The 26,124-nt window shown below is 72.4% G+C and carries 23 protein-coding genes; 10 read left to right on the top strand and 13 right to left on the bottom strand.

Annotation, left to right across the window (positions count from 1 at the left end):
• Positions 1-57 precede the first annotated feature (57 nt).
• The 4 genes from WFJ36_RS00680 to WFJ36_RS00695 all read left to right on the top strand — a co-directional run bounded on the left by WFJ36_RS00680 (position 58) and on the right by WFJ36_RS00695 (position 3,919).
• Complete coding sequence (locus WFJ36_RS00680) at positions 58-1,365, top strand: hypothetical protein (RefSeq protein WP_336642434.1); 1,308 nt, start codon at positions 58-60, stop codon at positions 1,363-1,365.
• A 106-nt stretch (positions 1,366-1,471) separates the two neighbouring features.
• A complete protein-coding gene (paaI, locus tag WFJ36_RS00685; RefSeq protein WP_071327400.1) occupies positions 1,472-1,897 on the top strand; it encodes a hydroxyphenylacetyl-CoA thioesterase PaaI in 426 nt (141 codons plus the stop codon).
• A gap of 33 nt (positions 1,898-1,930) precedes the next feature.
• Positions 1,931-3,247 (top strand): phenylacetate--CoA ligase PaaK, encoded by a 1,317-nt coding sequence (gene paaK, locus WFJ36_RS00690; protein WP_336642954.1) that lies wholly within the window; start codon positions 1,931-1,933, stop codon positions 3,245-3,247.
• A 63-nt stretch (positions 3,248-3,310) separates the two neighbouring features.
• Positions 3,311-3,919 carry a TetR/AcrR family transcriptional regulator gene (locus WFJ36_RS00695; RefSeq protein WP_292786917.1) on the top strand — a complete coding sequence of 203 codons (609 nt, stop codon included), beginning with the start codon at positions 3,311-3,313 and terminating at the stop codon, positions 3,917-3,919.
• Positions 3,920-4,003: 84 nt separating this feature from the next.
• Here the strand turns inward: WFJ36_RS00695 and paaZ are convergent, their stop codons facing one another.
• From paaZ to WFJ36_RS00735, 8 genes are all read right to left on the bottom strand, one after another.
• Positions 4,004-6,088: a phenylacetic acid degradation bifunctional protein PaaZ gene (gene paaZ / locus WFJ36_RS00700; RefSeq protein ID WP_336642435.1), complete on the bottom strand. Its 2,085-nt coding sequence runs from the start codon at positions 6,086-6,088 to the stop codon at positions 4,004-4,006.
• A 14-nt stretch (positions 6,089-6,102) separates the two neighbouring features.
• Positions 6,103-6,978, bottom strand: a complete 876-nt coding sequence (locus WFJ36_RS00705; RefSeq protein WP_071327397.1) for a 3-hydroxyacyl-CoA dehydrogenase family protein — start codon at positions 6,976-6,978, stop codon at positions 6,103-6,105.
• Positions 6,975-7,721 carry an enoyl-CoA hydratase/isomerase family protein gene (locus tag WFJ36_RS00710; RefSeq protein WP_083391593.1) on the bottom strand — a complete coding sequence of 249 codons (747 nt, stop codon included), beginning with the start codon at positions 7,719-7,721 and terminating at the stop codon, positions 6,975-6,977. The genes WFJ36_RS00705 and WFJ36_RS00710 overlap by 4 nt, the downstream gene beginning before the upstream one ends.
• Positions 7,718-8,908 (bottom strand): thiolase family protein, encoded by a 1,191-nt coding sequence (locus WFJ36_RS00715; protein WP_071327396.1) that lies wholly within the window; start codon positions 8,906-8,908, stop codon positions 7,718-7,720. The genes WFJ36_RS00710 and WFJ36_RS00715 overlap by 4 nt, the downstream gene beginning before the upstream one ends.
• A 119-nt stretch (positions 8,909-9,027) precedes the next feature.
• Entirely contained in the window at positions 9,028-10,347 is a 1,320-nt protein-coding gene (locus WFJ36_RS00720) for an MFS transporter (protein WP_336642436.1), read from the bottom strand.
• Between the two features lie 134 nt (positions 10,348-10,481).
• The gene (locus WFJ36_RS00725; RefSeq protein WP_336642437.1) at positions 10,482-11,897 is read right to left on the bottom strand and encodes a dihydrolipoamide acetyltransferase family protein; all 1,416 of its coding nucleotides are present in this window, start codon (positions 11,895-11,897) and stop codon (positions 10,482-10,484) included.
• Entirely contained in the window at positions 11,894-12,922 is a 1,029-nt protein-coding gene (locus WFJ36_RS00730; protein ID WP_071327394.1) for an alpha-ketoacid dehydrogenase subunit beta, read from the bottom strand. The genes WFJ36_RS00725 and WFJ36_RS00730 overlap by 4 nt, the downstream gene beginning before the upstream one ends.
• On the bottom strand, positions 12,919-14,031 hold the full coding sequence (locus WFJ36_RS00735; protein WP_071327393.1) for a thiamine pyrophosphate-dependent enzyme: 1,113 nt from the start codon (positions 14,029-14,031) through the stop codon (positions 12,919-12,921). The genes WFJ36_RS00730 and WFJ36_RS00735 overlap by 4 nt, the downstream gene beginning before the upstream one ends.
• A gap of 150 nt (positions 14,032-14,181) precedes the next feature.
• Between WFJ36_RS00735 and WFJ36_RS00740 the strand changes: the two genes are divergently transcribed.
• The 4 genes from WFJ36_RS00740 (at position 14,182) to WFJ36_RS00755 (ending at position 19,426) form a co-directional block, all read left to right on the top strand.
• A complete protein-coding gene (locus tag WFJ36_RS00740; RefSeq protein WP_071327392.1) occupies positions 14,182-14,619 on the top strand; it encodes an Lrp/AsnC family transcriptional regulator in 438 nt (145 codons plus the stop codon).
• Between the two features lie 167 nt (positions 14,620-14,786).
• Complete coding sequence (locus WFJ36_RS00745; RefSeq protein ID WP_336642438.1) at positions 14,787-16,406, top strand: HNH endonuclease signature motif containing protein; 1,620 nt, start codon at positions 14,787-14,789, stop codon at positions 16,404-16,406.
• Between the two features lie 48 nt (positions 16,407-16,454).
• The gene (locus WFJ36_RS00750; protein ID WP_336642439.1) at positions 16,455-17,933 is read left to right on the top strand and encodes an aldehyde dehydrogenase family protein; all 1,479 of its coding nucleotides are present in this window, start codon (positions 16,455-16,457) and stop codon (positions 17,931-17,933) included.
• Positions 17,934-17,959: 26 nt separating this feature from the next.
• A complete protein-coding gene (locus WFJ36_RS00755) occupies positions 17,960-19,426 on the top strand; it encodes a GMC family oxidoreductase (protein ID WP_442927824.1) in 1,467 nt (488 codons plus the stop codon).
• A gap of 66 nt (positions 19,427-19,492) precedes the next feature.
• Here WFJ36_RS00755 and WFJ36_RS00760 read toward each other — a convergent pair whose 3' ends face one another.
• The 5 genes from WFJ36_RS00760 to WFJ36_RS00780 are packed head-to-tail and all read right to left on the bottom strand — an operon-like array spanning position 19,493 to position 24,253.
• A complete protein-coding gene (locus WFJ36_RS00760) occupies positions 19,493-19,879 on the bottom strand; it encodes a DUF202 domain-containing protein (protein ID WP_071327390.1) in 387 nt (128 codons plus the stop codon).
• A gap of 13 nt (positions 19,880-19,892) precedes the next feature.
• Positions 19,893-20,249, bottom strand: a complete 357-nt coding sequence (locus WFJ36_RS00765) for a YidH family protein (RefSeq protein ID WP_062636014.1) — start codon at positions 20,247-20,249, stop codon at positions 19,893-19,895.
• A 25-nt stretch (positions 20,250-20,274) separates the two neighbouring features.
• Positions 20,275-21,918, bottom strand: coding sequence for an amidohydrolase (locus tag WFJ36_RS00770; protein WP_336642441.1), 1,644 nt, complete (start codon positions 21,916-21,918; stop codon positions 20,275-20,277).
• A gap of 1 nt (position 21,919) precedes the next feature.
• On the bottom strand, positions 21,920-22,759 hold the full coding sequence (locus WFJ36_RS00775; RefSeq protein ID WP_336642442.1) for a molybdenum cofactor biosynthesis F family protein: 840 nt from the start codon (positions 22,757-22,759) through the stop codon (positions 21,920-21,922).
• 39 nt (positions 22,760-22,798) lie between these two features.
• Complete coding sequence (locus tag WFJ36_RS00780) at positions 22,799-24,253, bottom strand: APC family permease (protein WP_071327387.1); 1,455 nt, start codon at positions 24,251-24,253, stop codon at positions 22,799-22,801.
• Between the two features lie 243 nt (positions 24,254-24,496).
• Here WFJ36_RS00780 and WFJ36_RS00785 point away from each other — a divergent pair, with 243 nt between their 5' ends.
• Positions 24,497-25,246 carry an SDR family NAD(P)-dependent oxidoreductase gene (locus WFJ36_RS00785; RefSeq protein ID WP_336642443.1) on the top strand — a complete coding sequence of 250 codons (750 nt, stop codon included), beginning with the start codon at positions 24,497-24,499 and terminating at the stop codon, positions 25,244-25,246.
• A gap of 53 nt (positions 25,247-25,299) precedes the next feature.
• On the top strand, positions 25,300-26,115 hold the full coding sequence (locus WFJ36_RS00790; protein ID WP_071327385.1) for an SDR family NAD(P)-dependent oxidoreductase: 816 nt from the start codon (positions 25,300-25,302) through the stop codon (positions 26,113-26,115).
• The last annotated feature ends 9 nt before the right edge of the window (positions 26,116-26,124 follow it).

A 26,124-nucleotide genomic window follows, 5' to 3' on the forward strand; every position in this document is an offset into this window, starting at 1 on the left:
CTACTCTTCCCTCAGGGGGCGCCGTGTCCACGGCGCACATGATCATGCGGAGGGTTCATGTCGGCGACGGTGCACGGCGGACGGAAGCTGCGAGGAGCGGCGCTCCTCGCAGCGGTGGTGGCGGGAGTGCTGGCGGTGCTCCCGGGGTGCGCGGCGACGCCCGAGGCGACACCCACGGCGACCGCATCACCGGCGCCGGAGACCCCGACCCCCACTCCCGATCCCTATGCCGGGCCCCTCCTCTTCGTCGGGGACGAGCTGGACGCGTTCGCCCTCACGCCGGAGGAGGTCGCACAGCTGTTCCCGTCCGCTCCGCCCGCAGCCGTGGTCGACGACACGCTGCTGCAGTACTCGGACGGCGGCGGGCCCGAGTTCAGCCCCGCGGTCTGCCTGCTGCTGACCGTCGAGACGTCGATGCGCAGCATCGGGGCGCGCACGGTGCCCTGGGTGGACGAGGACGACACCGGGAACAGCGGCAAGCAGGAGATCCTCCAGTTCGCGTCGGAAGAGGTCGCCGCGGCACGAATGGACGACCTCCTCTCCACCGTCGAGCGGTGTGCGCAGTTCGACGCACAGGGTGCGGGCACCTTCGCGGCGGTCGCTGCGCCGGAGACCGACGGGGTGCGCGCGTTCGGCGGCACCCTGGACCTGGGGTCAGGGGACGGCGCCTGGCGGGCGCATCATGCGTTCGCCGCCGTGGGAAACGTCATCGTGCACGTGTGGCAGCCCGCCCTCGACGGCTCGGAGTTCGACGCGGAGCGCGCGGCACTGCTCGTGCGCGACCGCGCCCGCGAAGCGAAGTCCGCACTCGTCGAGAAGATGACGGAGAACCCGCCTACGACCGAGACTCCGGAAGCCGCGGATCCCGGCGCCCCCTGGAGCGAATGGGAGATGACGGCGACGGGCGTCGGACCGCTCGAGCTCGGGATGCCCCGCGAGGATGCGCTGGCGGCGATCCCGGGGGCGACCGCTCAGCCCACCGGTGGCACGCACACGCTCGTGCGCCTCGTGAGCGCTGACGGTACGAGCACGCTCCTGCTGCATTTCACGGACGACGGCACGACCCTCGCAGCGGTCACCGCCGGGATCGCGAACGTGCAGGGTGACCTGGAGCCCGACGGTGCGGTCCTTCCCGCCACGGGCGGGCTCCGCATCGGTGCCCCGCTGTCGGACGCCGTCGCCGCTTTCCCGGAGGGCACGTTCCTCCGCGTCGTCTCGTCCGCGGAGTTCTTCTACGAGTGGTCGACGAGGGAAGGCGGCACGATCCGCTTCCGGGCGGACAGGGACTACGAGGACCCTGCTGCAGTGATCACGGGCGTGACGGTGGAGGACGCGGCGCTCTGGCCGCCGCTCGACTTCGAGTGACGCATGGCATGATCCGCCGACCTCCTTGCGTTACTGACCGATCGTTCAGTTAGTATGGGCGGACGGGACGCGGTCGTCCCGTCCCAGCGCGACGAGGAGGTCGGCGATGACGGAGGCGACGGATACGGCGGAGGCCGTGCGGCCGAACCGGGCCATGATGGAACGCGACCGGGCCTCGGCGATGCTCGGGCTCGTCGTCGAACGCGACGACCCGGGGCACGCGGTCGTGTCCATGCGCGTCCGTGACGACATGACCAACGGCTTCCAGATCACCCACGGCGGGCTCGTGTTCGCGCTCGCCGACACCGCCTTCGCGATCGCCTGCAACGAGGACGACCGGGTGACGGTCGCCGCCGGCGCCGACATCTCGTTCCTCAAGCCCACCGTCGCGGGGCAGACGCTCACCGCGACGGCCGTCCGCCGCACCCGCAGCGGTCGCTCCGGCCTCTACGACGTGACGGTCGTGGACGAGCAGGGCGACGCGGTCGCCGAGTTCCGCGGCCGCTCCCGCACCACCTCCCGCACCTTCTGATCCCATCCGTTCCGAGGAGTCCCCGTGTCGACGATGACCGCCCCCGCCTCCGCCCTCCGCCCGCCGACGACCGGCGAGCTCGACCCCGAGGAGCGGATGAGCCGCGCCGAGATCGAGCGTCTGCAGCTCGAGCGCCTCCAGTGGACCGTGCAGCACGCCTATCGCAACGTGCCGCTCTACACGCGGAAGTTCGACGAGGCGGGCGTGCATCCCGACGACATCCGCACGCTCGACGACGTGCACCGGCTGCCCTTCACGACCAAGGACGACCTGCGCGAGACGTACCCGTTCGGGATGTTCGCGGTGCCGATGGCCGACGTCGCCCGCATCCACGCGTCCAGCGGCACCACGGGCCGCCCGACCGTCGTCGGCTACACGCGCGGCGACCTCGACCGCTGGGGGACGCTGGTGGCCCGGTCGCTCCGCGCCAGCGGCATCCGGCGCGGCATGAAGGTGCACAACGCCTACGGGTACGGCCTGTTCACGGGCGGGCTCGGGGCGCATGCCGGCATCGAGGCACTGGGCGCCACCGTGATCCCGATGTCGGGCGGACAGACCGCCCGACAGGTGCAGCTCATCCGCGACTTCGAGCCGGACGCGATCCTGTGCACCCCGAGCTACCTCCTCACGATCGCGGACGCGATGGCCGCGCAGGGCATCGACCCGCGGTCCACCTCGCTCCGGGTCGCGGTGCTCGGCGCGGAGCCCTGGACCAACGAGATGCGGCACGAGCTGGAGCAGCGGCTCGGCATCGACGCCCTCGACATCTTCGGACTCAGCGAGGTCATGGGGCCGGGTGTCGGCAACGAGTGCCTCGAGACCAAGGACGGCCCGCACCTGTGGGAGGACCACTTTCTGCCGGAGGTGATCGACGGCGACACCCTGGAGGCCCTGCCGGACGGCGAACGGGGCGAGCTCGTCTTCACCTCGCTCACCAAGGAGGCGTTCCCCGTCATCCGGTACCGCACGCGCGACATCACCCGCCTGCTCCCCGGCACGGCGCGTCCGGGTATGCGGCGGATGGAGAAGGTCACCGGACGCAACGACGACATGATCATCCTGCGCGGCGTCAACCTCTTCCCGACGCAGATCGAGGAGCTGGTGCTCGGGATCGAGCAGCTCACGCCGCACTTCATCCTGGAGCTGACGAAGGAGGGCCGGATGGACGCCCTCACGGTGCGCATCGAGCGTCACCCCGACCTGTCCGTGGAGACGTGCGAGGCGGCGGCGCAGGTGCTGGTGCAGCGCATCAAGGTGTTCATCGGCTCGTCGGTCGCCGTGCGGCTGGAGGAGCCGGGGGCGCTGCCGCGCAGCGAGGGCAAGTACAAGCGCGTCTACGACCTGCGCTGACACGCGGGGGTCTCGGCGTCGACCTCCGCGATGCGCGCGGCGGGCGGTGCGAGACTGAGGGGGATGTCCGAGATGCAGACCACGCGGCGCGGCCGCCCCGGGTACGACCAGCAGGGGATCCTCGCGGTCGCGGTGGCCGCCTTCAACGAGCACGGCTACGACGCGACCTCGATCGGGATGCTCGCCGAGCGTCTCGGGCTGTCGAAGTCGGCGATCTACCATCACTTCGGGTCGAAGGACGAGATGCTCGACCGTGCCCTCGACAGCGCTCTCGGCGGGCTCGAAGCGGTGGTCGACGCACCCCGCCCGGTCGACGCTGGAGCAGCCGACGCCGTTGCCCGGCTGGAGCACGTGCTCCGCGGGGCCGTGCATGTGCTCGTGGACCAGCTCCCCGCCGTGACGCTGCTGCTGCGCGTGCGCGGGAACACCGACGTCGAGCGCCGCGCCCTCACCCGGCGGCGGGCGTTCGACCGCCGCATCACGGCCCTCGTCGCGGAGGCGCAGGCCGAGGGTGCCCTGCGCTCCGACATCGACGCGGCCGTCGTCGCCCGCCTGACGTTCGGCATGATCAACTCGATCGTCGAGTGGTACCGCCCCGGTGGTCGCGAGGGCGCCGACCGCCTCGCCGACGACGTCGTCGCGATCGCCCTCGACGGCCTCCGCCACCCTTGACCCCGAAACCCCGTCTTCGCGCCGAGGCCCCGCCGTCTCCGCGTGGGAAGGGCGGGGCCTCGACGAGAACCCGGGGTCTCGGGACTATGCGGCGGGAGTGAGCTCCTTCGCGACGAGAGTCAGGACGTCGTAGGTCGCGACGAGCTCGTCGTCCTGGTTCTTCAGCACCGCGTCCCAGCGCACCTCGCCGTACTCGTCGGTCTCCCGCGGCGTGATCTGCTTGGCGGTGAGCTCGACGCGGATCTCGTCGCCGGGGGAGACCGGGGTCACGAAGCGCAGGTTCTCCAGCCCGGAGTTCGCGAGCACGGGACCGGGAGCCGGATCGACGAAGAGCCCCGCCGCCCACGACACGAGCAGGTAGCCGTGCGCTACGCGTCCGGGGAAGAAGGGGTTTGCCGCCGCGGACGCCTCGTCCATGTGCGCGTAGAACGTGTCGCCCGTGAACGCCGCGAACGTCTCGATGTCGTCGAGGGTGACGGTGCGCGAGGGACTGACGACCTGGTCGCCGATGCGCAGCTCCGCCAGCGACTTGCGAAAGGGGTGCACACCGTCGCCGGTGTCGAACGGACGGGCCGAGGCCCCCTGGTGCCACACCCCGGTGAGCGCGGTCATCATCTCCGGGGAGCCCTGCACCGCGGTGCGCTGCATGTGGTGCAGCACCGCCCGGATGCCGCCGAGCTCCTCTCCGCCGCCGGCGCGACCGGGACCGCCGTGCACGAGGTTCGGGAGCGGGGAGCCGTGGCCGGTCGAGCTGCGGGCGTCGTCGCGGTCGAGGAAGAGCACGCGGCCGTTGTACGCGGCGATCCCCGCGGCGAGCGTGGTCGCGACCTCCGGGTCGTGCGTCGCGACACTCGTCACGAGCGAGCCGCCGCCGCGGGCCACGAGCTCCGCCGCCTCGTCCAGCGTGCGGTAGCCGAGGACGCTGGAGACGGGGCCGAACGCCTCGATCTCGTTCACGGCGGGGCTCGTCGCATCGGCGAAGCGCAGGAGCATCGGCGCCACGAACGCGCCGTCCTCCGCGGGGCCCTCGCTGCCGTCCGCACGGCGGACCGTCGGCGTCTCCGGGGAGCCGATCACGAGCTCGCCCCCGCCCTCGCGGAGTCGCGCCACCTGCCGGAGCACCTCGTCGCGCTGGGCCGTGGAGGCGAGCGGTCCCATCGTCACGCCCTCGGCGCGCGGGTCGCCCACGACGATCCGCGCCGCGAGCCGGTCGCGCACCGCGGCGATCACGTCGTCCACCGCGTCCTCGGGCACGATCGCCCGCCGAATCGCGGTGCACTTCTGCCCGGCCTTCGACGTCATCTCCGCGACGAGCTGCTTCACGTAGGCGTCGAACTCCGGCGTGCCGGATGCCGCATCCGTGCCGAGCACCGAGGCGTTGATCGAGTCGGTCTCGCTGGTGAAGCGGACCCCGCCGGTCTGCACCGCGTCGTGCGCCCGCAGCCGCTCCGCCGTCGACGCTGAGCCGGTGAACGCGACGAGGTCGCCCAGGCGGAGGTGCTCGAAGAGGTCGGGCACGCTGCCGGAGACGAGCTGCAGCGACCCCTCGGGCAGCAGTCCGGACTCGACCATCACGCGCACCATGGCCTCGGTGAGGTAGCCGGTGGGGGTGGCGGGCTTCACGACCGTGGGGACACCGGCGAGGAAGGCCGGCGCGAACTTCTCCAGCGAGCCCCACACGGGGAAGTTGAAGGCGTTGATCTGCACCGCCACCCCGGGCAGCCGGGTGTAGATGTGCCGACCGAGGAAGGAGCCGTCCCGCGACAGGTTCTCCACGGCGCCGTCGACGTAGACCTTCGCGTTCGGCAGCTCGCGGCGGCCCTTGCTGGAGTACGCGAAGAGCACGCCGATGCCGCCGTCGATGTCGACCCAGGAGTCCTGCGCGGTGGCGCCGGTGCGGCTGGAGAGCGCGTACAGCTCCTCCTTGCGGGCGGTCAGCGCGAGCGCGAGCTGCTTGAGCAGCACGGCGCGCTGGTGGAATGTGAGCTCCCCGAGCGCGGCCTGGCCGGTGGTGCGGGCGTAGTCGAGCGCCGCGCCGAGGTCGAGGCCGGCGGTGGAGACGCGGGCCACCGTCTCCCCGGTCGAGGCGTCGCGCACCGCGGTGGCGTCCGCGTCGGAGGCGGGCGTCCACCAGGAGCCCTGCACGTAGCTGGGGAGGATCTCGGTCATCGGGGTTCCCTTCATCAGTCGTCCCATTCGTAGAAGCCGCGTCCGCTCTTGCGGCCGAGGTGCCCCTCCGCGACGAGGCGGCGCAGCAGGGCCGGGGGTTCGAAGCGCGAGCCGAGCTGCGCCGCGAGGTACTCGGCGATGCCGAGCCGGACGTCCAGCCCGACGATGTCGGTGAGCCGGAGCGGTCCCACCGGGTGCTTGTAGCCCAAGGTCATGGCCGCGTCGATGTCGGCGGCGGAGGCGACGCCGTCCTCGAGCATCCGGATCGCCTCGAGGCCGAGGGCGACGCCGAGGCGGGACGACGCGAAACCCGGGGCGTCGGCGACGACGATGGGCGTCTTCCCCAGCGCGCGGACCCAGGAGGCCGCGTCCGCGACGAGAGTCTCCGCGGTCGCGCCGCCACGCACCACTTCCACGAGGGTCGAGGCGGGCACCGGGTTGAAGAAGTGCATCCCGAGGAAGCGCTCGGGGCGGTCGAGCACCGCCGCGAGCTCGTCGATCGAGATGGACGAGGTGTTGGACGCGAGGGCCGCATCGTCGGCGAGGTGGCGCTCGACGCGGGTGAGGGCGTCGATCTTGAGCGACAGCTCCTCCGGGACGGCCTCGATGACGAGGGTGCAGTCCGCGAACAGGGCGGCGTCGGTCCCGGTCGCGAACCGGGCGCGATACGCGTCGGTGGTCTCGATCGCCGTGCCGCGGGAGAGCGAGGCGTCGATCGACCCGAGCACGCGGGCGGCGGCGGCCGCGGCGGCGTCGTCGTCCCGCTCGACGACGGTCACGGGGGATCCGGCGAGGAGGAAGGCGTGGGCGATGCCCGCGCCCATGCGTCCGCCGCCGAGCACGCCGACGCGGGCCGGCGCTGCGGCTTCGGGGGAGGAGGGCGTGCTCATCGGTCTCTCCGTTCCAGGAAGGCGGTCATGCGGCGGTGCTTCTCCGGGCTCTCGAACAGCGTGGCCTGCTCCTCGAGGTCGACCGCGGGGTGCTGGTCGCGCGGCGCCCGGAACACCCGCTTGGTCGCGACGGTCGCCGCGGGGTCGTTGCGGGCGATGCGGTCGGCGACCGCATGGGCGGCGTCGAGGAGGTCGGCGACCTCGTGCAGCGAGGAGACGAGACCGATGCGGAGGGCCTCCTCGGCGTGCACCGTGCGGCCGGTCAACAGCAGCTCGATGGCGCGGGCGTCGCCCACGATCTCCTTGAGGCGCCAGCTCGCTCCCGCCGCGGCGAGGATGCCCAGGCCGGTCTCCGGGTTGCCGATCTTCAGCGTCGGCGTCGCGAGGCGGATATCGGCGGCATACGCGAGTTCCGCGCCACCGCCGAGCGCGTAGCCGTCAATCGCGGCGATCACGGGCATCGGCAGCTCCGCGACGCGGACGAACGCGTGGGCGTTGATGCCGCGGCGGGCGTCGTCGGCGCGACGGTCCCGGAGCTCGGCGATGTCGGCGCCCGCCGCGAACACCCCGTCGGCGCCGGTGAGGATGAGCGTGCGCGGCGTCTCCTCCAGCTCGGCGCACAGCGCGTGCAGGGCGTCGATCGTGGCCTGGTCGATCGCGTTGCGCTTGTGCGGACGGTTCAGGGTCGCGACGACGCGGTCCGCGGTGCGGGTGACGAGCAGCGGCTCGTCCGCGCCGCTCACACCTTCTCCAGGATCACGGCCGCGCCCTGGCCGACGCCGACGCACATCGTGGCGAGGCCGTAGCGGGAGTCCTCGCGCTCCATGCGTCCCATCAGCGTCACGAGCAGGCGCGAGCCGGACGAGCCGAGCGGGTGGCCGAGAGCGATGGCGCCGCCGTCGGCGTTCACGCGGTCCTCGTCGAGGCCGAGCCGCCGGATGCAGGCGAGCGACTGCGAGGCGAACGCCTCGTTGAGCTCCACGGCGCCGATGTCGTCGAGGGAGAGCCCCGAACGGCGCAGCGCCTTCTCCGTCGCGGGGACCGGTCCGAGTCCCATGATCTCCGGAGCCAGCGCGGCGGAGGTGCCGATGACGATCCGGGCGCGGGGCGTCAGTCCGTGGCGCTCGACGGCTTCGGCGCTCGCCACGAGCACGGCCGAGGCGCCGTCGTTGAGGGCGCTGGAGTTGCCGGCCGTGACGACCTCTCCGCCGGCCACGACGGGACGGAGGCGCGCGAGCACCTCGAGGGTGGTATCCGGGCGCGGCCCCTCGTCGACGAGCACCTCGCCGTCGCGGACGGGAACGCCGACGATCTCCGGGGCGAAGCGGCCGGCGGCGATCGCGGCGGCGGCGCGCTGCTGCGAGCGGACGGCGAAGGCGTCGGCCTCGGCGCGGGTGATGCCGTCGACGCGGGCGACCTCCTCCGCCGTCTCCGGCATCGTGAAGGTGGCCTTGTCCCGCGCGGCGAGCCGCGGGTTCGGGAAGCGCCAGCCGATCGAGGTGTCGAAGGCGGCTCCGGGCTTCGCCCACGCCTTCTCCGGCTTGGCCTGCACCCAGGGGGCGCGGGTCATGGACTCGACGCCGCCGGCGACGAGGAGATCGGCGTCGCCCGCGCGGATCGCCTGTGCGGCCATGGTGACCGCGGACATCCCGGAGGCGCACAGCCGGTTGACCGTGATGCCCGGCACGGTGTCGGGGAGACCGGCGAGGAGCACCGCCATCCGGGCGACGTTCCGGTTGTCCTCTCCGGCCTGGTTGGCGGCGCCGAGGATGACCTCGTCCAGCTCCGTACGCGCCGGGTCGAGCCCGGCGCGGCGCACGGCCTCGCCGACGACGAGCGCCGCGAGGTCGTCGGGACGGACGGCGGAGAGGGTGCCGCCGTAGCGGCCGACCGGGGTGCGGACCCCTCCGACGAGGTAGGCCTCTGGCATGCGGATCTCCTGACTTCGTCGTCCTGGTGTGGTCCGGGAGCGGCCGGTCGCGAATTACTGACCGATCGTAAGGTAATTATGGCACAGGCGCACGGCCGGCCGCGATCCCGGACCAGGAGTCAGACGCTGAGATCCACGCCCTTCGTCTCCTTCACCAGCGAGACGCCGATGAGCGAGATGATCGACGCGACCGCGATGTAGACGCCGATCGTCCACGCGGCGTGGAACTGGTTCAGCAGCGCCTCCGCGATCATCGGTGCGAACGCGCCGCCGAGGATGGCGCCGAGGGCATAGCCGATCGAGACGCCCGAGTAGCGCACGTTCGCGGGGAACATCTCGGCGTACAGCGCCGCCTGCGGGCCGTACGAGAGCCCGAGCGCGAACGTCATGACGAACAGGGCGACGAAGTACCAGACGATGTTCGCGGTGTCGATGAGGAACCACATCGGGATGGCCCACACCGCGAGGGCGACGTACCCGATCTGGAACGTGCGGATGCGGCCGAGGCGGTCGGACAGCGCGCCGCCCCACAGTGTGAAGATCAGCCAGCCGAACGAGGCGAGCGTGGTCGCCAGCAGCACCGGCGGGCGCTCCATGCCGAGAGCCGTGACGGCGTACGTCGCGAAGAACGCGATCAGCAGGTATCCCGCGGCGTTGTTGGCGATGAAGATGACGGCTGTGAGCACGACCTGCTTCGTGTGCGCCCGGAAGAGCTGCCCGAGCGGCGCCGAGGCCTCCTTGCGGCGGCGACGCAGGTCTTCGAACACGGGGCTCTCGTCGACCGCGCGACGGATCACGTAGCCGACCGCGATGAGCACGATCGAGAGCAGGAACGGGATGCGCCAGCCCCACTCGAGGAAGGCCTCGGGGGACATCGAGCTCGTGAGGGCCCAGAGGGTGAAGGTGGCGAGGATCATGCCGACCGGCACGCCGATCTGCGGGAACGCGCCGAACAGGCCGCGTCGCGCCGTCGGGGCGTGCTCGACGGCCATGAGCGCCGCGCCGCCCCATTCGCCGCCGGCGGAGAAGCCCTGCAGGATGCGCAGGAGGATCAGGAGGATCGGGGCGGCGACGCCGATGGCGGCGTACGTGGGCAGCAGGCCGATGAGGGAGGTGGACAGTCCCATCATCACGAGGGTGAAGACGAGCATCTTCTTCCGGCCGAGCTTGTCGCCGAGGTGTCCGGCGACGATCGCGCCGAGCGGGCGGAACAGGAACGAGATGCCGATGGTCGCGAACGAGAGCACCTGGGCGAGCCCGGGGCTCGACTCCGCGATGGGAGCGAGGAAGAGCGGGGCGAGCACGAGGCCCGCCGCCTGGGCGTAGATGAAGAAGTCGTACCACTCGATCGACGTCCCCACGAGGGTGCCGGCGAGGACGCGCCGCTCCTCGGCGGGCATCCTTCTGGTCGACGAGGCGGCTGCGGTGGCTGAGGTCATGCGAACTCCGTTGTTCTGCGAGGGGGAGCGCCGACGCGGGTACGTCGGCGATGACTTACCGAATGATCGGTCAGTAATCGCCGAGCGTAGCGTATCGGCGCTCCGCCCACGAGGGTTCGCCGGCCGGGTCGAGCTCAGACCCGCCCGAAGGCGCGGAGCGGATGCTCGATGAGCTCCACCACGCGGCGGAGGAATCCGGCCGCATACCCGCCGTCGCAGACGCGGTGGTCGAACACGAGCGAGAGCTGGACGATGCGACGCGGCACGATCGCCCCGTCCACGACCCAGGGCCGCTCGATGATCCGGCCGATGCCGAGGATCGCGACGTCGGGGTGATTGATGATCGCCGCGGAGCCGTCGACGCCGAGCCCGCCGTAGTTGTTGAGCGTGAAGGTCGATCCGCGGAGCCGCTCGGGCGGCAGCGTGCCGGCGCGCGCGGTGGCCGCGAGCTCGCGCAGGGCGGCGTCGAGGTCGGCGACCGTGAGCCGGTGCGCGTGCGGGACGACCGGGACGAGGAGGCCGCGTTCGGTGTCGGCCGCGACGCCGAGGTTCACGCCGTCGAACGAGATCAACTCGGAGCCGTCGTCGCTGAGCCGCGAGGCGAGGACCGGGTAGTCCTCCAGTGCGAGCAGCACGAACCGCGCGAGGAGCGCCGTGATCGACGGGGCCTTCGCGCCCTCGGGAGCCATCCGCCCGCGGAGGTCCCAGAGCTCGGTGGCGTCGACGTCGACCCACACGGTGGCCTCGGGGATCTCGGAGCGGCTGCGGGCGAGCCGGGCGCTCACGGTACGGCGCAGCGGGGACAGGCGCTCGCGGCTGCGGACCGGGAGGCCGTCGATCTCGCCGGTGCGAGCGGTCGCGGAGGTCGGCGTCGGGGTCGCGACGCCGTCCACGGCGTGGTCCACGGCGGCGCGCAGCACGTCGGCGCGGGTGATCGCCCCGTCCGCTCCGGTGGCGGCGATCGCGTACACGTCGAGGCCCAGGTCGCGGGCGAGGCGCCGAACGAGCGGCGACCGCACGGCGACCGGCGCGGGACGCGCGGGCTCGCGGGAGGCGGATGCGGGGGACTCCGGAGCGGTCGAGGCGGGTGCTGCCGGTGCGGGCGCTGTCGAGGCGGGCGCCGGAGCGGGGCGTGGCGCCGCGGGGCGACGGCGCCGCCCCGTCGCGGAGGAGGCCGAGGTGCCGTACCCGATGAGGACGTTGCCCGACCCCGCCCGCTCCTCCTGCCGGTACGCCTCGTGCTCGGGCGGCGCGGCAGGGGCCTTCGGCGCGGATGCGGTCTCCTCGCTGCCGGGGTCGGCGACCTCCAGCACCGGGGCGCCGACATCGATCGTGTCGCCGGGCGTGCCGTGCAGCGCCGTCACGACGCCGGCGAACGGCGAGGGCAGTTCGACGACGCTCTTCGCGGTCTCGACCTCGGCGATGGCCTGATCGGTCGCGATGCTGTCGCCGACGGACACCAGCCACTGCACGAGGCCGGCCTCGGTGAGTCCCTCGCCGAGGTCGGGGAGGCGGAACACGCGGGTCGCGGTCTTCACAGGCGTGCTCATGCGTCGTCCTCCCAGTGCAGCGTGTCGATCGCGTCGAGCACGCGATCGACGTCCGGCAGGTACCAGTGCTCGAACTTGGGCGGTGCGTACGGGGTGTCGAACCCGGTCACCCGTCGCACGGGGGCCTCCAGGTACTCGAAGCAGCGCTCGAACACCCGCGCCTGGATCTCGGAGGCCACGCTGACGAATCCCGGCGCCTCGGCGATCACGACCGCGCGTCCCGTGGAGCGCACCGCCGCGGTGACCGTCTCGTCGTCGAAGGGGGACAGGGAGCGCACGTCGACCACCTGCACGCTGCGCCCTTCGCCCGCGGCGACCTCCGCCGCCTCCAGCGCGAGCGGCACGGAGGCCCCGTACGCGAGGAGGGTCACGTCGGTGCCCTCCCTGGCGATGCGCGCCGAGCCGATCTCCGCCGTCACCGCGGTGTCGACCTCGCCCTTCGACCAGTAGAGCTTCTTGGGCTCGAGGAAGACCACCGGGTCCGGCGAGGCGATGGCCGCCCGGAGCAGCGAGTAGGCGTCCTGCGGGGTGGACGGACTCAGGACGGTGAGGCCGGGGGTGTGCGCGTAGTACGCCTCGGACGAGTCGCAGTGATGCTCCACGCCCCCGATGCCGCCCCCGAACGGGATGCGGATCACGAGCGGCATGCGCATCCCGCCGCGGGTGCGGTTGCCGAGCTTCGCCACGTGGCTGACGATCTGCTCGAAGGCGGGGAGGGCGAAGGCATCGAACTGCATCTCGACCACGGGGCGCATCCCGTTCATCGCCATGCCGACGGCGGTGCCGATGATGCCGGACTCCGCGAGCGGGGTGTCGAAGCAGCGGTCCTCGCCGAAGCGGGCGGTGAGCCCGTCGGTGATGCGGAACACGCCGCCGAGGGCTCCCACATCTTCGCCGAAGACGACCACGTCGGGGTCGGCGGCGAGGGCGTCGGCGAGGGCGCGGTTGAGGGCGGCGGCCATGGTCATGGTCGTAGTGGTGCCGGTGTGCGCCGCGACCGGCGTCTCGTGCTCGGCGATGGTCATCGGGGGCCTCCGGTCGTCATCGTCTCGGCGGGGTGGGAGCGGGCGATCTCGTCCCGGAGGAGCTGCCACTGCTCCTCACGCTGCGGCGAGCGGGTCGCGGTCACGAAGCGGAAGAGGTCTTCCGGGTCGAGGTCCGCGTCGGTGTTCAGGGCGGTGCGCATGGCGGCGGCGATCTCCTCCGCGCCTGCGGCGAAGCGCGACTCTGCCTCGTCGTCCAGCGTCCCCGTCGCCGTGAGGTGCGCGCGCAGGCGGAGCAGCGGATCGCGGGCGAGCCAGGCCTGCACCTCCTCGCGTTCGCGGTAGCGGGTGTCGTCGTCGGCGTTGGTGTGCGCCTGCATGCGGTAGGTGTGCGCCTCGACGAGGGAGGGGCCGCCCCCGGCGCGGGCGCGGTCGACGGCCTCCGTGAGCACCGCGAGGACCGCGGCCACGTCGTTGCCGTCGACGCGCTGCCCCGGCATGCCGTAGCCGACCGCCTTGTGGGCGAGGGAGGGCGCGGCGGTCTGCCGGGAGAGGGGGACCGAGATCGCGAACTCGTTGTTCTGCACGAAGAACACGACCGGGACGTGGAAGACGGCGGCGAAGTTCATCGCCTCGTGGAAGTCGCCCTCGCTCGTCGCGCCGTCGCCGCAGAGCGCGAGCACCACGGTGTCCTCGCCGCGGTGCTTCGCCGCCTGCGCGAAGCCGACCGCGTGCAGCAGCTGGGTCGCGAGCGGGGTGGCCTGCGGGGCGACGCGGTGCGCCCGTACGTCGTAGCCGGAGTGCCAGTCGCCCTTGAGGAGCACCATCGCCTCCGCAGGCGCGACGCCGCGGGCGATCACGGCGACCGAGTCGCGGTAGGTGGGGAAGAGCCAGTCGGTGTCGCCGAGCACCATCGCCGCGGCCACCTGGCAGGCCTCCTGGCCGTGCGAGGAGGGGTAGACCGCGAGGCGTCCCTGGCGCACGAGCGCGCCGGCCTGATCGTTGATGCGACGGCCTTCGACGAGACCCCGGTAGGCCGCCAGCAGGACGTCGGCGGCGGGGAGCGCGTAGGCCTCGTCGGGGAGGGCGGTCCCGTCCTCGGCGATCAGTCGTACCGCGATGTCTCGCGGGAGCATGTCGTGGGGGTGCATCCGTCCGCCTTCCTTGCCGAACTCGATGAGGACAGCATGCCGCGCGTACGACAGTCATCCAAGATCCGTCGCGGGATCGTGGACGATTGCTCGCGACGTGCCACAATGGCTTCCGAAATGTCAGGATTTCCCGGGCGGGAGAGGGGTGCCATGGCGGCGCTGGACGAGACGGATCGCGCGATCCTCGCGGAGCTGCGGCGGGATGCGCGGGCGTCCATGACCGCGATCGCCGAAGCGGTGCACATCTCCCGCGCGGGGGCGCATGCCCGCATCAAGCGCCTCACCGACGCCGGGGTGATCACGGGGTACACCGTGCGCACCGACCCCGTGCTGCTGGGGCATCACGCGAGCGCGTACGTGACCCTCGCCATCGAACAGGCCACGTGGCAGGAGGTGAGCGCGCGGCTCCGGGCGATCCCGGAGATCGAGCACATGGCGCTCGTCGGCGGCGACTTCGACGTGCTGCTGCTCGTGCGTGCCAACGACGCGCGCGACCTGCGCCGCATCGTGCTGGAGGACATCCAGGCGATCCCGTCGATCCGCTCGACGCGGACGATCCTGATCTTCGAGGACTTCGACCGGGCGTGATGTCCTCTCCGGCGATGGGGGCCGTCGGGGGCGGATGCTGGGTGATGTGGAGGTTTGATCACGGGTCGGTTCGTCTGCAGGAGGACTCCTCCGCGCGTACTGGAATATCGCTCTGAACAGGGGTAATCAGGTCTCGCAATGTCGGTGGCCCTCGGTTGAATCGTCGTATGGAAAGCACCCCGGCAGCGGTTCTCGACGACACGGTCGTCGCTCTCGACGCCGTGCTGCAGTCGGGCACCGTGGGCGCTCTCGATGCCGGGGCGATGATGGACCTGCTGCGGGTCGCGGGCGAGATCCAGCGACGCGTGGAGGCCGTGATCGTGGAGGCGGTCGCGAGCGTCGATCCGCGTCCGGCGGGGTCCGGGGAACCGGCGTTCTGCGGACGGTTCGGCTGTCGCTCGATGAACGAGCTGCTGCAGCGTGTCCTTCGTGCCGACGCCGCATCCGCCGCACGCCTGGTGAAGGGCGCGCGGTTGGTGCGGCGCGAGGTCGACCTCTCCTCCGGGGAGTGGCTGCCGGCGCGATGGCCGGCGCTGCGCGAGGCCCTCCTCGACGGGGCGATCGGCGTGACCGGGTTGTTGGCCGCGACCGGGCCGATCGAGCAGGCCGGCCCTCGCGTGCGCCTCGCCGACCGCTGGGAGGCGGACGCGTATCTGGCCGAGGTCGCTCGTGGCGAGGAGAGCGACGACGACGAGAACAGTTATGACGTCCAGAACACTGATGATGACGAGAACAAGTCAGGTCCGGCACCGACAGCCGAGGATCTGCGGGTGCGGGCGCAGCTGATCGTGCAGTACCTCGACCCCGACGGCGCGGAGCCTGCGGAAGACATCGCGCTGCGGGCTCGGGGTGTGGTGCTGGGGCGCGCCAAGGACGGCGTGATCCCGGTCCGGGGCGCACTGCTGCCCGAGGTCGCGGGGCAGCTGCAGCGGATCTGGGACGCGTATCTGAACCCGAAGGTCGACGGGCCGCCGCTTCCCGGCGTGCACTTCGTGCCGTCCGCGGAACTCGAGGACTCCGATGCCGAGCGGCGGGACACCGCGGTGTCCCCGGTCGACGATGTGCTGCCGTGCGGCGATCCCGGCGGGATGGTCGATGGGCGCACGCGGGCACAGAAGCAGCACGACGCGCTCGCAGCGGCCCTGGGGATCGCGGCACGGCACGACGACATGCCGCGGCTGGGTGGTGCCGCCCCGACACTCGTGGTCACGGTCGGCGCCGAGGACTATGCCACGGGGCGCGGCTGGGCGCGGGTCGAGGGCGTCGAGACGCCGGTGTCGACCCGAGTGGCCGCGCACACGGCGTGCGGAGGGACGGTCCAACGGGTCGTGCTCGGGGCCGGCGGAAGGATCGTCGGGCTCGGGTCGAGCGACCGGATCTTCACCCCCGCGCAGCGCCGGGCGATCGGCGTACGGGACGGCGAGTGCCTGATCCCCGGATGTCACGTCCCCGCCGCCTGGTGCGAGATCCACCACGTCACGGAGCACGCGCACGGGGGTCCGACGCACACCGACAACGGGGTCGCGCTGTGCTGGCATCACCACCGCACCCTGGACACCTCGGGGTGGCAGATCCGCATGCGCGGGGGAGTACCGCAGGTGCGAGGGCCGGCCTGGTGGGATCCGAGGCGACGATGGCGCACGCCGCGCCCGGCGCTTCCCGACCCCACGCACCGGACGGGGTCCCGATTCGCTCACGCGGGACCGGCTCGGGGGCGCATCCTTCGCGCGGGGACATCTCCGGCGCGCTCCGCGACAAGTACGGCGGCACGGGCCGACCGAGAATGAGAAGAAGACCGGCGTCCGCGCCGTGACCCGCTCGAAGGAGAGACACCGATGTCCGATTCCGCCGTTCCCGTAGCCGTCGACTCCGGATCCGCCGATTCCGCGGCGTCCGCCGCTGCGGCGCTGCTCGACCGCATCCAGGCCCCGCAGGGCGAGGGGCGCGAGATCCCCGACGCCGCGACGCGGGAGGTCATCGGACGCGCGCCCGTGGCCACGGTCTCCGACCTCGATGACGCCATCGCCCGCGCGAAGGCCGCGCAGCCCGCGTGGGAGGCGCTCGGGCACGAGAAGCGGAGCGCGCTCCTCCTGGCCGCGGCCGACGCCATCGACGCGAACGCCGAGGGGCTCGCCTACCTCCTGTCGCGGGAGCAGGGGAAGCCGCTGAACGGTCCCAACGCGCGGTTCGAGCTCGGCGCCTGCTCGGCCTGGCTGCGCACCAACGCCACCACCGTCCTGGAGCCGCAGGTGCTCGTCGACGACGAGACGCTGCACGCCGAGCTCGTCTACAAGGCGGCCGGTGTGGTCGGCGCCATCGGGCCGTGGAACTGGCCGCTCATGATCACGATCTGGCAGATCGGCCCGTCGCTGCGCATGGGCAATACGGTCGTCGCGAAGCCCAGCGAGTACACGCCGCTGAGCGTGCTCGCGCTGCTCGCCGTGATGAATGACGTGCTGCCCGCCGATGTGCTCATCGGGGTCTCCGGAGACCGTGAGGTGGGCGCCCGCCTCGCCTCGCACCCCGACATCGCCAAGATCATGTTCACCGGCTCGACCGCGACCGGTCGCCGCATCATCGAGAGCTCCGCGGGCAACCTCGCCCGCCTCACGCTCGAACTGGGCGGCAACGACGCGGGCATCGTGCTCCCCGGCACCGATCCCTCGGCCATCGCGGAAGACCTCTTCTGGGGTGCGTTCATCAACACCGGACAGACCTGCGCCGCCATGAAGCGCCTCTACGTGCACGACTCCGTGTACGACGAGGTCGTGGACGCGCTCGCCGCCATCGCCGCGCAGGTGAGGATGGGCAACGGGCTCGATGAGGGCAACGTGCTCGGGCCGCTGCAGAACCGGCCGCAGTTCGACATCGTCAGTCGCTTGGTCGACGATGCGCGGAGCCGCGGCGCCCGGATCGTCACCGGTGGAGAGCCGGCCTCCGAGCTCGGCGAGCTGTTCTACCGGCCCACCATCGTCGCCGACATCGACAACGACGCGGCGCTCGTGCAGGAGGAGCAGTTCGGTCCCGCGCTCCCGGTCATCCGGTACAGCGACGTCGACGAGGCCTTCGCGCTCGCGAACGCCCTCGACGTGGGTCTCGGCGCATCGGTGTGGGCGGGCGATCCGGAGGAGGCCCGTGCCGTCGCCGCGCGCATGCAGTCCGGCACGGTGTGGATCAACTCGCACGGCGGGCTGCACCCGATGGTGCCGTTCGGCGGCGTGAAGAGCTCGGGCTACGGGCTGGAGTTCGGCGTCGAGGGGCTCAAGGCCGTCGCCGTCACCCAGGTCGTCTCTGGCCCCGGCCGGAAGGCCTGAGCGTGGCCGCGGCGAACAGCGGCGCGGTGCGCTCCGCGATCGTCGTCGGGGCCGGTACGTCGGGCGCCATCGTCGCGCGGCGTCTCACCGACGCCGGTGTCGCGGTGACGCTCGTCGAGGCGGGCGGCTACGACACGAACCCGGCCATCCATGATCCCTCCCGGGCGGGCGAGCTGTGGCACTCCGCCGAGGACTGGGACTTCTTCACCGTGCCGCAGCCGCACGCGGCCGGTCGTCGGCTGCATCTCCCTCGCGGCAAGGTCACCGGTGGGTCGCACGCGCTGAACGCCATGATCTGGGTGCGCGGCGCGGCCTCCGACTACGACGCGTGGGAGGCGGCCGGCGCGACCGGATGGGGCTGGGCCGAGGTCGAGCCGATCTACGACGCGATCGAGAACGACCTGCTGCCCGTGACCGACGACTACGCGCTCGCGCCCATCCAGGCCTCGATCATCGACGCCGCCGTGGAGGAAGGGCTGCCGCGCAACCCGAACTACAACGGGGGCACGCTCGACGGCGTCTCGCAGGAGCAGGTCACGATCACGGACGGTCGTCGCGTCAACACCTGGACCGCCTACGCGCAGCCCGTCGCCGACAGGATGACGATCCTCACCGGTCGCGCCGTCCACTCCGTGGTCGTGCGCGACGGGCGCGCGGTCGGCATCCGGCTGGGGGAGGGCGACGACGCCGAGGAGGTGTTCGCGGACGAGGTCATCCTCTCGGCGGGCGCACTCGGCACTCCTGTCATCCTGCTCCGCTCGGGCATCGGTCCCGCCGATGAGCTGAGTGCCCTCGGCATCCCCGTCGTGCTCGACGCCCCCGCCGTGGGGAAGAACCTGCACGACCACCTCCTGTCGCCGGTGATCTTCACGACCGAGAAGAAGCCCGTCGGCCCGCCGCAGCCCGGAGTGTCCGTCACGCAGAGCCACCTGTTCTGGCGGAGCCGCGACGGCCTCGCGCAGCCGGACACGCAGCCCATCCACTTCTCCGTGCCGATGTGGGGCGACCTGGAGCCGAAGGGCACCGACGGGTTCACGCTCATGGCGGGTCTGGTGACGCCGTACAGCCGCGGCGAGCTGCGCCTCACCGGTCCCGGCCTCGATGACCTGCCGCACATCGACCTGGCGGCGCTGGAGGATCAACGCGACGCTGACGCCCTCGCGGCCTCGGTGCGCCAGTGCCGCCGCATCGGCACGCAGCCCGCGCTCGCCGAGGAGTGGGGAGCGGTCGAGGTCTACCCCGGGCCGGACGTGGCGGACGACGACGTGGAGGAGTGGGTGCGGCGCACGGCCATCACCTACCACCACCAGGTCGGCACCTGCCGCATGGGCTCCGACCCGGAGTCCGTGGTCGACCCGCAGCTCCGCGTGCGCGGGGTCGAGGGGCTCCGGGTGATCGACGCCTCGGTCATGCCGACCGTGCCCACCGGCAACACCAACGCGCCCGCGGCCATGATCGGCGAACGCGGCGCGCGGTTCGTCCTCGCGGACTGAGGGAGGGCGGCGAGGGGACGCGGGGCGATCACGACATCTGTCGCATTCGCCCCGCGCTCCTGTCCGTCAGCGGGTGAGCAGCGTCACCGCCACGAGCGCGAGGGCGACGAGACCGAAGCCGGTCGCGAACACCGTCAGCACGAGCGGGAGTCCGCCGCCCGGCAGCGGTCCGCGCGCCCGGGCGGTGAGCACCGCGGTCGTCCGGCGCTGCCGACGGCGCGCGGCGATCCAGAGCAGTGCCGCGGTGCCGACGCCCAGCACGCCCGGCACGAGCCCCCACCCCTCGGCGCCGCTCGGCAGCACGAGGGGGAACACCCTCAGCGACAGCAGCGAGCCGACCGCGATCGCGAGGGCCGTGCGCCGCCAGGCCAGCTCCGTCCGCTCCGGCTGCAGCCCGGGATCGTACAGATCGGACGCCGGGGCGTCGGGCACCGGGGTATCGGGGGCGGTCATCGGCAGGCCTCGTTCAGCGCCACAGCACCCCGGCGAGGACGAGCAGCCCCGTCGTCACCACGACCACGGCGAGCACCACCGCCGACAGCGCGCCGGGCAGCGGTCGTCCCTGCCGGAGGGCGCGTTCGGCCCGCATCCACTCGAACCAGGCGAGCGGCGCCACGGCCGTGCCGGCGACCATCAGCAGCAGCGAGGCGGCCAGCCGGAAGCCGGGGTGCAGGTCGAGGCCGAGGACCTCGAGCGCGACGCCCCCCGCGATCAGGGCCAGGCCGGTCCGGGTCCACGCCAGGAACGTCCGCTCGTTGGCGAGGGAGAACCGGGGATCGGGCTCGTCCCCGACCCGGTAGACGGAGGCGGGGAAGCGGCGCATGCGCCCATCGTACGGCGCAGCGCGCTCAGCGCTCGTGCACCGTGCGCCCGGCGAACCACGTCGAGACGACCTCGGTGTGCACGATCTCCTCCGCCGGTCCGCCGATCGCGTCCCGTTCCAGGATCACGAAGTCGGCGGACTTGCCGGGGGTCAGGGAACCGGTCTCCGCGCCGAGCCCCATCGCCGTCGCGGCGTTGATCGTGAAGACCTCCAGCGCCTCCTCGGCGGAGATCGCCTGCTCCGGCCACAGCGTGCCCGCGGCCCGACCGAGTGGATCGGCCCGTGTCACCAGCCCCTGCAGGCCTTCGAGCGTGTTCGGCGACTCGCTCACCGGCCAGTCCGAGCCGCCGGCCACGAGGGCTCCGGCATCGAGGAGGGCACGGTTGGGCTGGGAGTGCTCGGCACGCTCTCCCAGCACGTCCGCCAGCGCCTGAGGGATGACGCCCGGGTACCAGATGAACGGGGAGATGTCGGCGGAGACGTCGAGGGCCGCCAGGCGGGGGATGTCGCTCTCCGCGAGGAACTGCCCGTGCGCGATCTGTACCGGCGTCGTGAAGCCCTCCGCGCGCACGCGCGCGGTCGCGTCGAGCACGAGGCGTGCCGACCCGTCGCCAGTGCAGTGCACCTTGGCCCCGAGACCGCGGGCCGCGACGGCCCGCAGCCAGCCGGTGAGCTCGTCGAGGGTCATGGTCGTCTCGCCGTGGAAGTGCGCGCCGTGCACCGGGTCGGCCGGATACGGGTCGAGGAAGGAGGCGGTGCGGGCGGGCGGCACGCCGTCGAGGAAGATCTTCACGAAGTCCGGGCGATGGTGCGGCGTGCGGAAATCCTCACCCCGGTCGAGGAGGGGAGCGCCGATGGGGTCGAATCCGAAGATCTCGTCGTTGATGAGGAGCGAGGAGACCACCCAGGCGTGCAGCTCGTCGGCGCGGTCGAGCCCGGCGAGTGCGGCGAGGATGTCGACAGAGACCCCCGCGTCCTGGAACGCCGTGATCCCGAAGGAGTTCAGCAGCTCGATGCCGTGCCGGGATGCGGCGGCATGCTGGTCCGCGGTGAGTCCGCCGCTGCGGTCGTACGCCTCCTGCACCGGGATGCCGGCGGCCTCCAGGAGCACGCCGGTGGGGGTGCCGTCGTCCGGGTCGAGCACCGTCACCCCGGAGGTCGGGATGCTGGCCGCCGTGATGCCGGCGAGCTCCAGGGCCCGGGTGCTGGCCCAGCGGTTGTGGCGGGAGTCTTCCATGAGCGCCACCGGCCGTCCGCCCGCCGCCTCGTCCAGCCGCCGCCGGGTGGCGGTGTCCGCGAGGGTCGGCAGCAGGGTCGTGGCCACGGCGCCGCCGACGATCCAGGCGTCCTCGGGCAGAGTCTGCGCCTTCTCCCGCACCCGGTCGAGGATATCGTCGAGCGTGAGGGACGGGGCGAGTGACAGTTCGAAGAGCTCGGTCCGCCCGGCGAGCGCGTGGTGGTTGTGCACGTCCACGAAGCCGGGGTAGACGGCGGCGTCGCCGACCTCGACGACCCGCGTGCGGCGGCCCCGGAACGCCTCCACGTCGGCGCGGTCGCCGACGGCGAGGATCCGTCCGTCGCGCACGGCGAAGGCCTCGGCGCGCGGGCGAGCCCGGTCGGACGTGCGGATCACGGAGCCGGTGACGAGGAGGTCGGCGACGTCGGTCATGTCAGGCGTCTCCGAAGGTCGCGGGCTCGAGCGCGGGCGTGTGGTGCGTGGTCGACAGCAGGCGGCCGTGCGCGCCGAACGTGAAGTGCGTCGGCACCTCGCCCGTCTCGTCCAGACCGAACAGCACGCCGTGGGAGCGGATCGCGTTCACGTCGCGGTGGTCGGCGATCGTGACCGAGGCGCACGGGATCACCTTCTCGCGCCACGCGAAGACGTAGATCCCGGGGCGCACCTCCCACACGCTGTTCTCGTCGGTGTCGGCGAGCCCGCGCTCCGGACCGGCCAGGCACTGCCACGAGTACCAGCGCGGGGAGAGGTACACGTGCTCGTAGGCGTGCTCCTCGCTGTAGACCCATTCCACGCGGCGCCCGATGAGCGTGGTCGTGGGGGCGGCCTCGGTGCCGGTGACGTCGGCGCCCTCGATGGTGCCGGGGGCGAAGTGGTGCTGCACCCGGGTGCGGCCCTGCTCGGGCGCGGGAAGGATCTCGGAGATCACCGCGAGGGAGCGACCGTACCGCAGGTCGAGCACGAGCGAGACGGCCTCGTTCGGGAGGTAGCGGTGGTGGAACTGCACGAAGTAGAGCTCGTCGTCGACCTCGAACGCCTCGTAGTCGTCGGTGTCGGACGCGGCCTCCGTGGGGTCCTCGGCGCCGGGCTGGTACTCCCAGGCGACGGTCGAGTCGTCGAAGCGGTGGACGATGCGGGTGCCGCGGGCGTCGACGACGGCGACCTCGCGACCGCTGAGGGCGGTGCTGTGCGGGGCCTTGTTGGCGTCGAAGCCGGGGGCGAGGCCTTCCAGCGGCAGCCAGGTGGAGGTGTCGGCGGGGTTGAGGGTCGTCATGGGGATTCCTTCCTTCGGAGAACGGGGTCGGCGCGGGCGTCAGCGGTCGCTGAACCGCTCCAGGTCGGTGGCGAGGCCGTCGTAGACGGCGGGCTTGGCACGGCGGAGGTATGCGGCGTAGACGATGCCCCCGATCAGTGCGAGCACGAGCAGGAGCGGCATCAGGCGGATCGCGAGCTCCTCGGAGCCGGCCACGATGTTGAAGTTCACGATCGCCAGGATCGAAATGGCCGCGATGCCGAGGAAGCCGATGCCCGGCGCGATGAACGTGCTCCACCACCGCGGGTCGTTCCGGCGCCGGAAGTACACGACGATCGAGATCGCCGCGAGCCCCTGCAGGATCAGCACGCTGAGGGTGCCGAAGCCGAGCATCGCGGGCACGAGCGTGACGATGGGATCGGCCCCGGCGAGGGCGAACAGGATCGCCACGATCGCCGCGAAGCCGGCCTGCACGATGCCCGCGAGCTGCGGGGCGCCGTTCGGGCGGGTGCGGGCGAGAGCCTGGGGGAGGATCTTCGCGCGACCCAGCGAGTACAGGTAGCGGGTGGCCGAGTTGTGGAAGGCGAGCATCGCCGCGAACAGGCTCACCAGGAGCAGCACCATCATCACGGTCGTGAGCGGGCCGCCGAGGTACTGCTGCGAGAGCGAGAAGATGAGGTCGCCCGTGGGCAGGTGCTCGAGCGCCGTGGCCTGCGCCTGCGCGACGCCGGTCGCGCTCACCACGGCCCAGGTCGTGACGCCGAGGATCACGCCGATCGCGATGATCGAGGTGTAGGTCGCCCGTGGGATGGTGCGCAGCGGCTGCTTGGCCTCCTCGCTGAAGAGCGCGGTGGCCTCGAAGCCGAGGAAGCCGGTCGCCGCGAGCAGCAGGCCGATGGGCAGCGAGCCGGAGAACACGGCCTCCGGGCTGAAGGCGGCGACGTCGTAGCCGGTCTGCACGAGCACCGAGATGTCGAACACGACGAGCATGAGCACCTCGAGCACGAGGCACACCCCGAGCACCTTCGAGCTGAAGTCGACGCCGATCCGGGCGAGGACGAAGCACACGACGATCGACAGCAGGCCCCAGACGAGCCAGTGCACGTCGAGCCCGGTGAGGTCGCGGATGATCGTCTGCATGAAGAAGCCGCTGGTGCCGATCGTGCCGACCACGAAGAAGTTGTAGCCGAGCGTCGCGATGAGGCCCGCGACGAGTCCGCCGGTGCGGCCGAGGCCCTTCACGACGAAGGCGTAGAAGCCCCCGGCGTTCACGAGCTGCTTCGACATCTGGGCGTAGCCGATCGCGAACAGCAGCAGGATGGCCGCGACGAGGAAGAACGACATCGGGGTGCCGCCGCCGTTGCCCAGCGCGATGGCGAGGGAGGCGACGACGACGATCCCGGTCAGCGGCGCGACGGCGGCGAGGACGAGGAAGACGATGCCCGCGACGCCGAGGGCGCCGGGGCGGAGGGAGGTGTGGTGCGGCGTCGTGGGTGCGGAGGTCTGCTCTGCCACGTCGGCTCCTTTGCTCGGGTGACGGCCGTGCGGACACGGCATCGACGACGAGGGGAATCGTCGATAGAGCGAGTCTGCTCGTCGCCCCGTCCCGACGCTTGACCGTGAGCGAAGGACGATGGTGCCACCGCGCACACCCCGGCGGCGGGCGTGCGCCCCCTCCGCCCCGCGGAGCAGGATGACCGGGACGACACCGCTGTCTCGTCGGCGCCGCGCGGCGCCGGGCCGCGGTCGGAGGATGCGATGGACCTGCAGCTCGATGGCACGACGGCCCTCGTCACGGGGGCTGCCTCCGGCATCGGTCGCGCCGTCGCCCGGGCGCTCGCGGCCGAGGGGGTGCGGGTCGCGCTGCTGGACCGGGACGCCGCCGCGCTCCGGGACGCGACGGGGGAGGCCGGCATCGATCCGGTGCGGCTCGCCGCCGACGTCACGGACGAGCAGCAGGTGGCCGCCGCCGTCGACGCGGGCGTCCGCGCGCTGGGTGGTCTCGACGCGGTGGTCTGCTGCGCGGGGATCTCCGGCCCGGTGGGGACGCCGATCGAGGAGATCGCCTTGGAGGCGTGGAACCGCGTCCTCGCCGTCAACGTCACTGGCGCGTTCCTCGTGCTCAAGCACGCGATCCCGGCGCTCCAGGAGTCCGCCGCCGGATCTGTCGTGCTGCTCGCGAGCGACTCGGCCGTCGTGGCCTCCCCGGGCATGGCGCCCTACGCCGCGTCGAAGGCCGCGCTCGTCCAGTTCGGGAGAGCGCTCTCGGTCGACCTCGCCGGCACCGGGGTGCGGGTGAACGCGGTGTCACCGTCCATCGTCGACACCCCGATGAGCCGGGGCGACCTCGGCGCCGCGGCGTTCGACGAGCCCGCCTTCCCGGTGCAGAGCGCCGACGAGGTCGCCGCGCACGTCGTCTACCTGCTCTCCCCGCGGAGCCGGGCGGTCAACGGCACCACCCTCCTCAGCGACTTCGGGTACACCGCCCGGTCGGGATTCCCCGCCTGACGCGCCCGCGTCCGGCCCCACCGCGCACGCGCGCAGAACACACAGGAGCACACATGGCAACCGTGGTCGGATCGAGCGTCTCCGGACGCGTCGTCGTCATCACCGGAGGCGGCACGGGCATCGGCGCGGCGGTCGCGGAGCGGTTCGCGGCCGAAGGGGCGCACGTCGTCGTGGTGGGCCGCCGCCCCGAGCCGCTGCACGAGGTCGAGCGGGCCGTCGGGGCCTTCCCCGTCGTCGCGGACGCGGCGGACACGGCGTCGGCGCAGGCCGCGATCGCCGAGATCCTCGCGCGGTTCGGCCGGATCGACGTTCTCGTCGCGAACGCCGGGGGACACGGGTTCTCCCCGGTCGCCGAGACCGACGACGCGAGCTGGGACGCCGCGATCCGCGCCAACCTCACCACCGCGTTCGTGATGGCGCGGGAGGCGCTGCCGGCGCTGATCGAGGCCAAGGGGCAGATCGTGGTCGTCTCCTCGCTGGCCGGGCTCTTCGCGGGGCCGTCGGTGGCCGGATACACGGTCGGCAAGCACGCCCTCATCGGCCTCACCCGGACGCTCGCGCGCGACTACGGACGCCACGGCGTGCGCGTCAACGCGATCTGCCCCGGGTGGGTGCAGACGCCGATGGCCGACGAGGAGATGGACGAGTTCGCGGCGCACGCCGGTCTCGGCTCCCGCGAGGAGGGGTACGCGACGGTCACCGCCGACGTGCCGTTGCGCCGCCCGGCGCGGCCCGCCGAGATCGCCTCCGTCGTGCGGTTCCTGGGGTCGGGGGAATCGTCGTACATCACCGGTGCCGTGATCGTGGCGGACGGCGGGTCGCACGTGGTCGACGTGCCGACCATCGCCTTCGACCACGCCGGGATGTAGCGCCGGGTC

It is taken from the genome of Microbacterium sp. MMO-113 (assembly GCF_037148555.1).
In the GTDB taxonomy this organism is placed as follows: Bacteria; Actinomycetota; Actinomycetes; order Actinomycetales; family Microbacteriaceae; genus Microbacterium.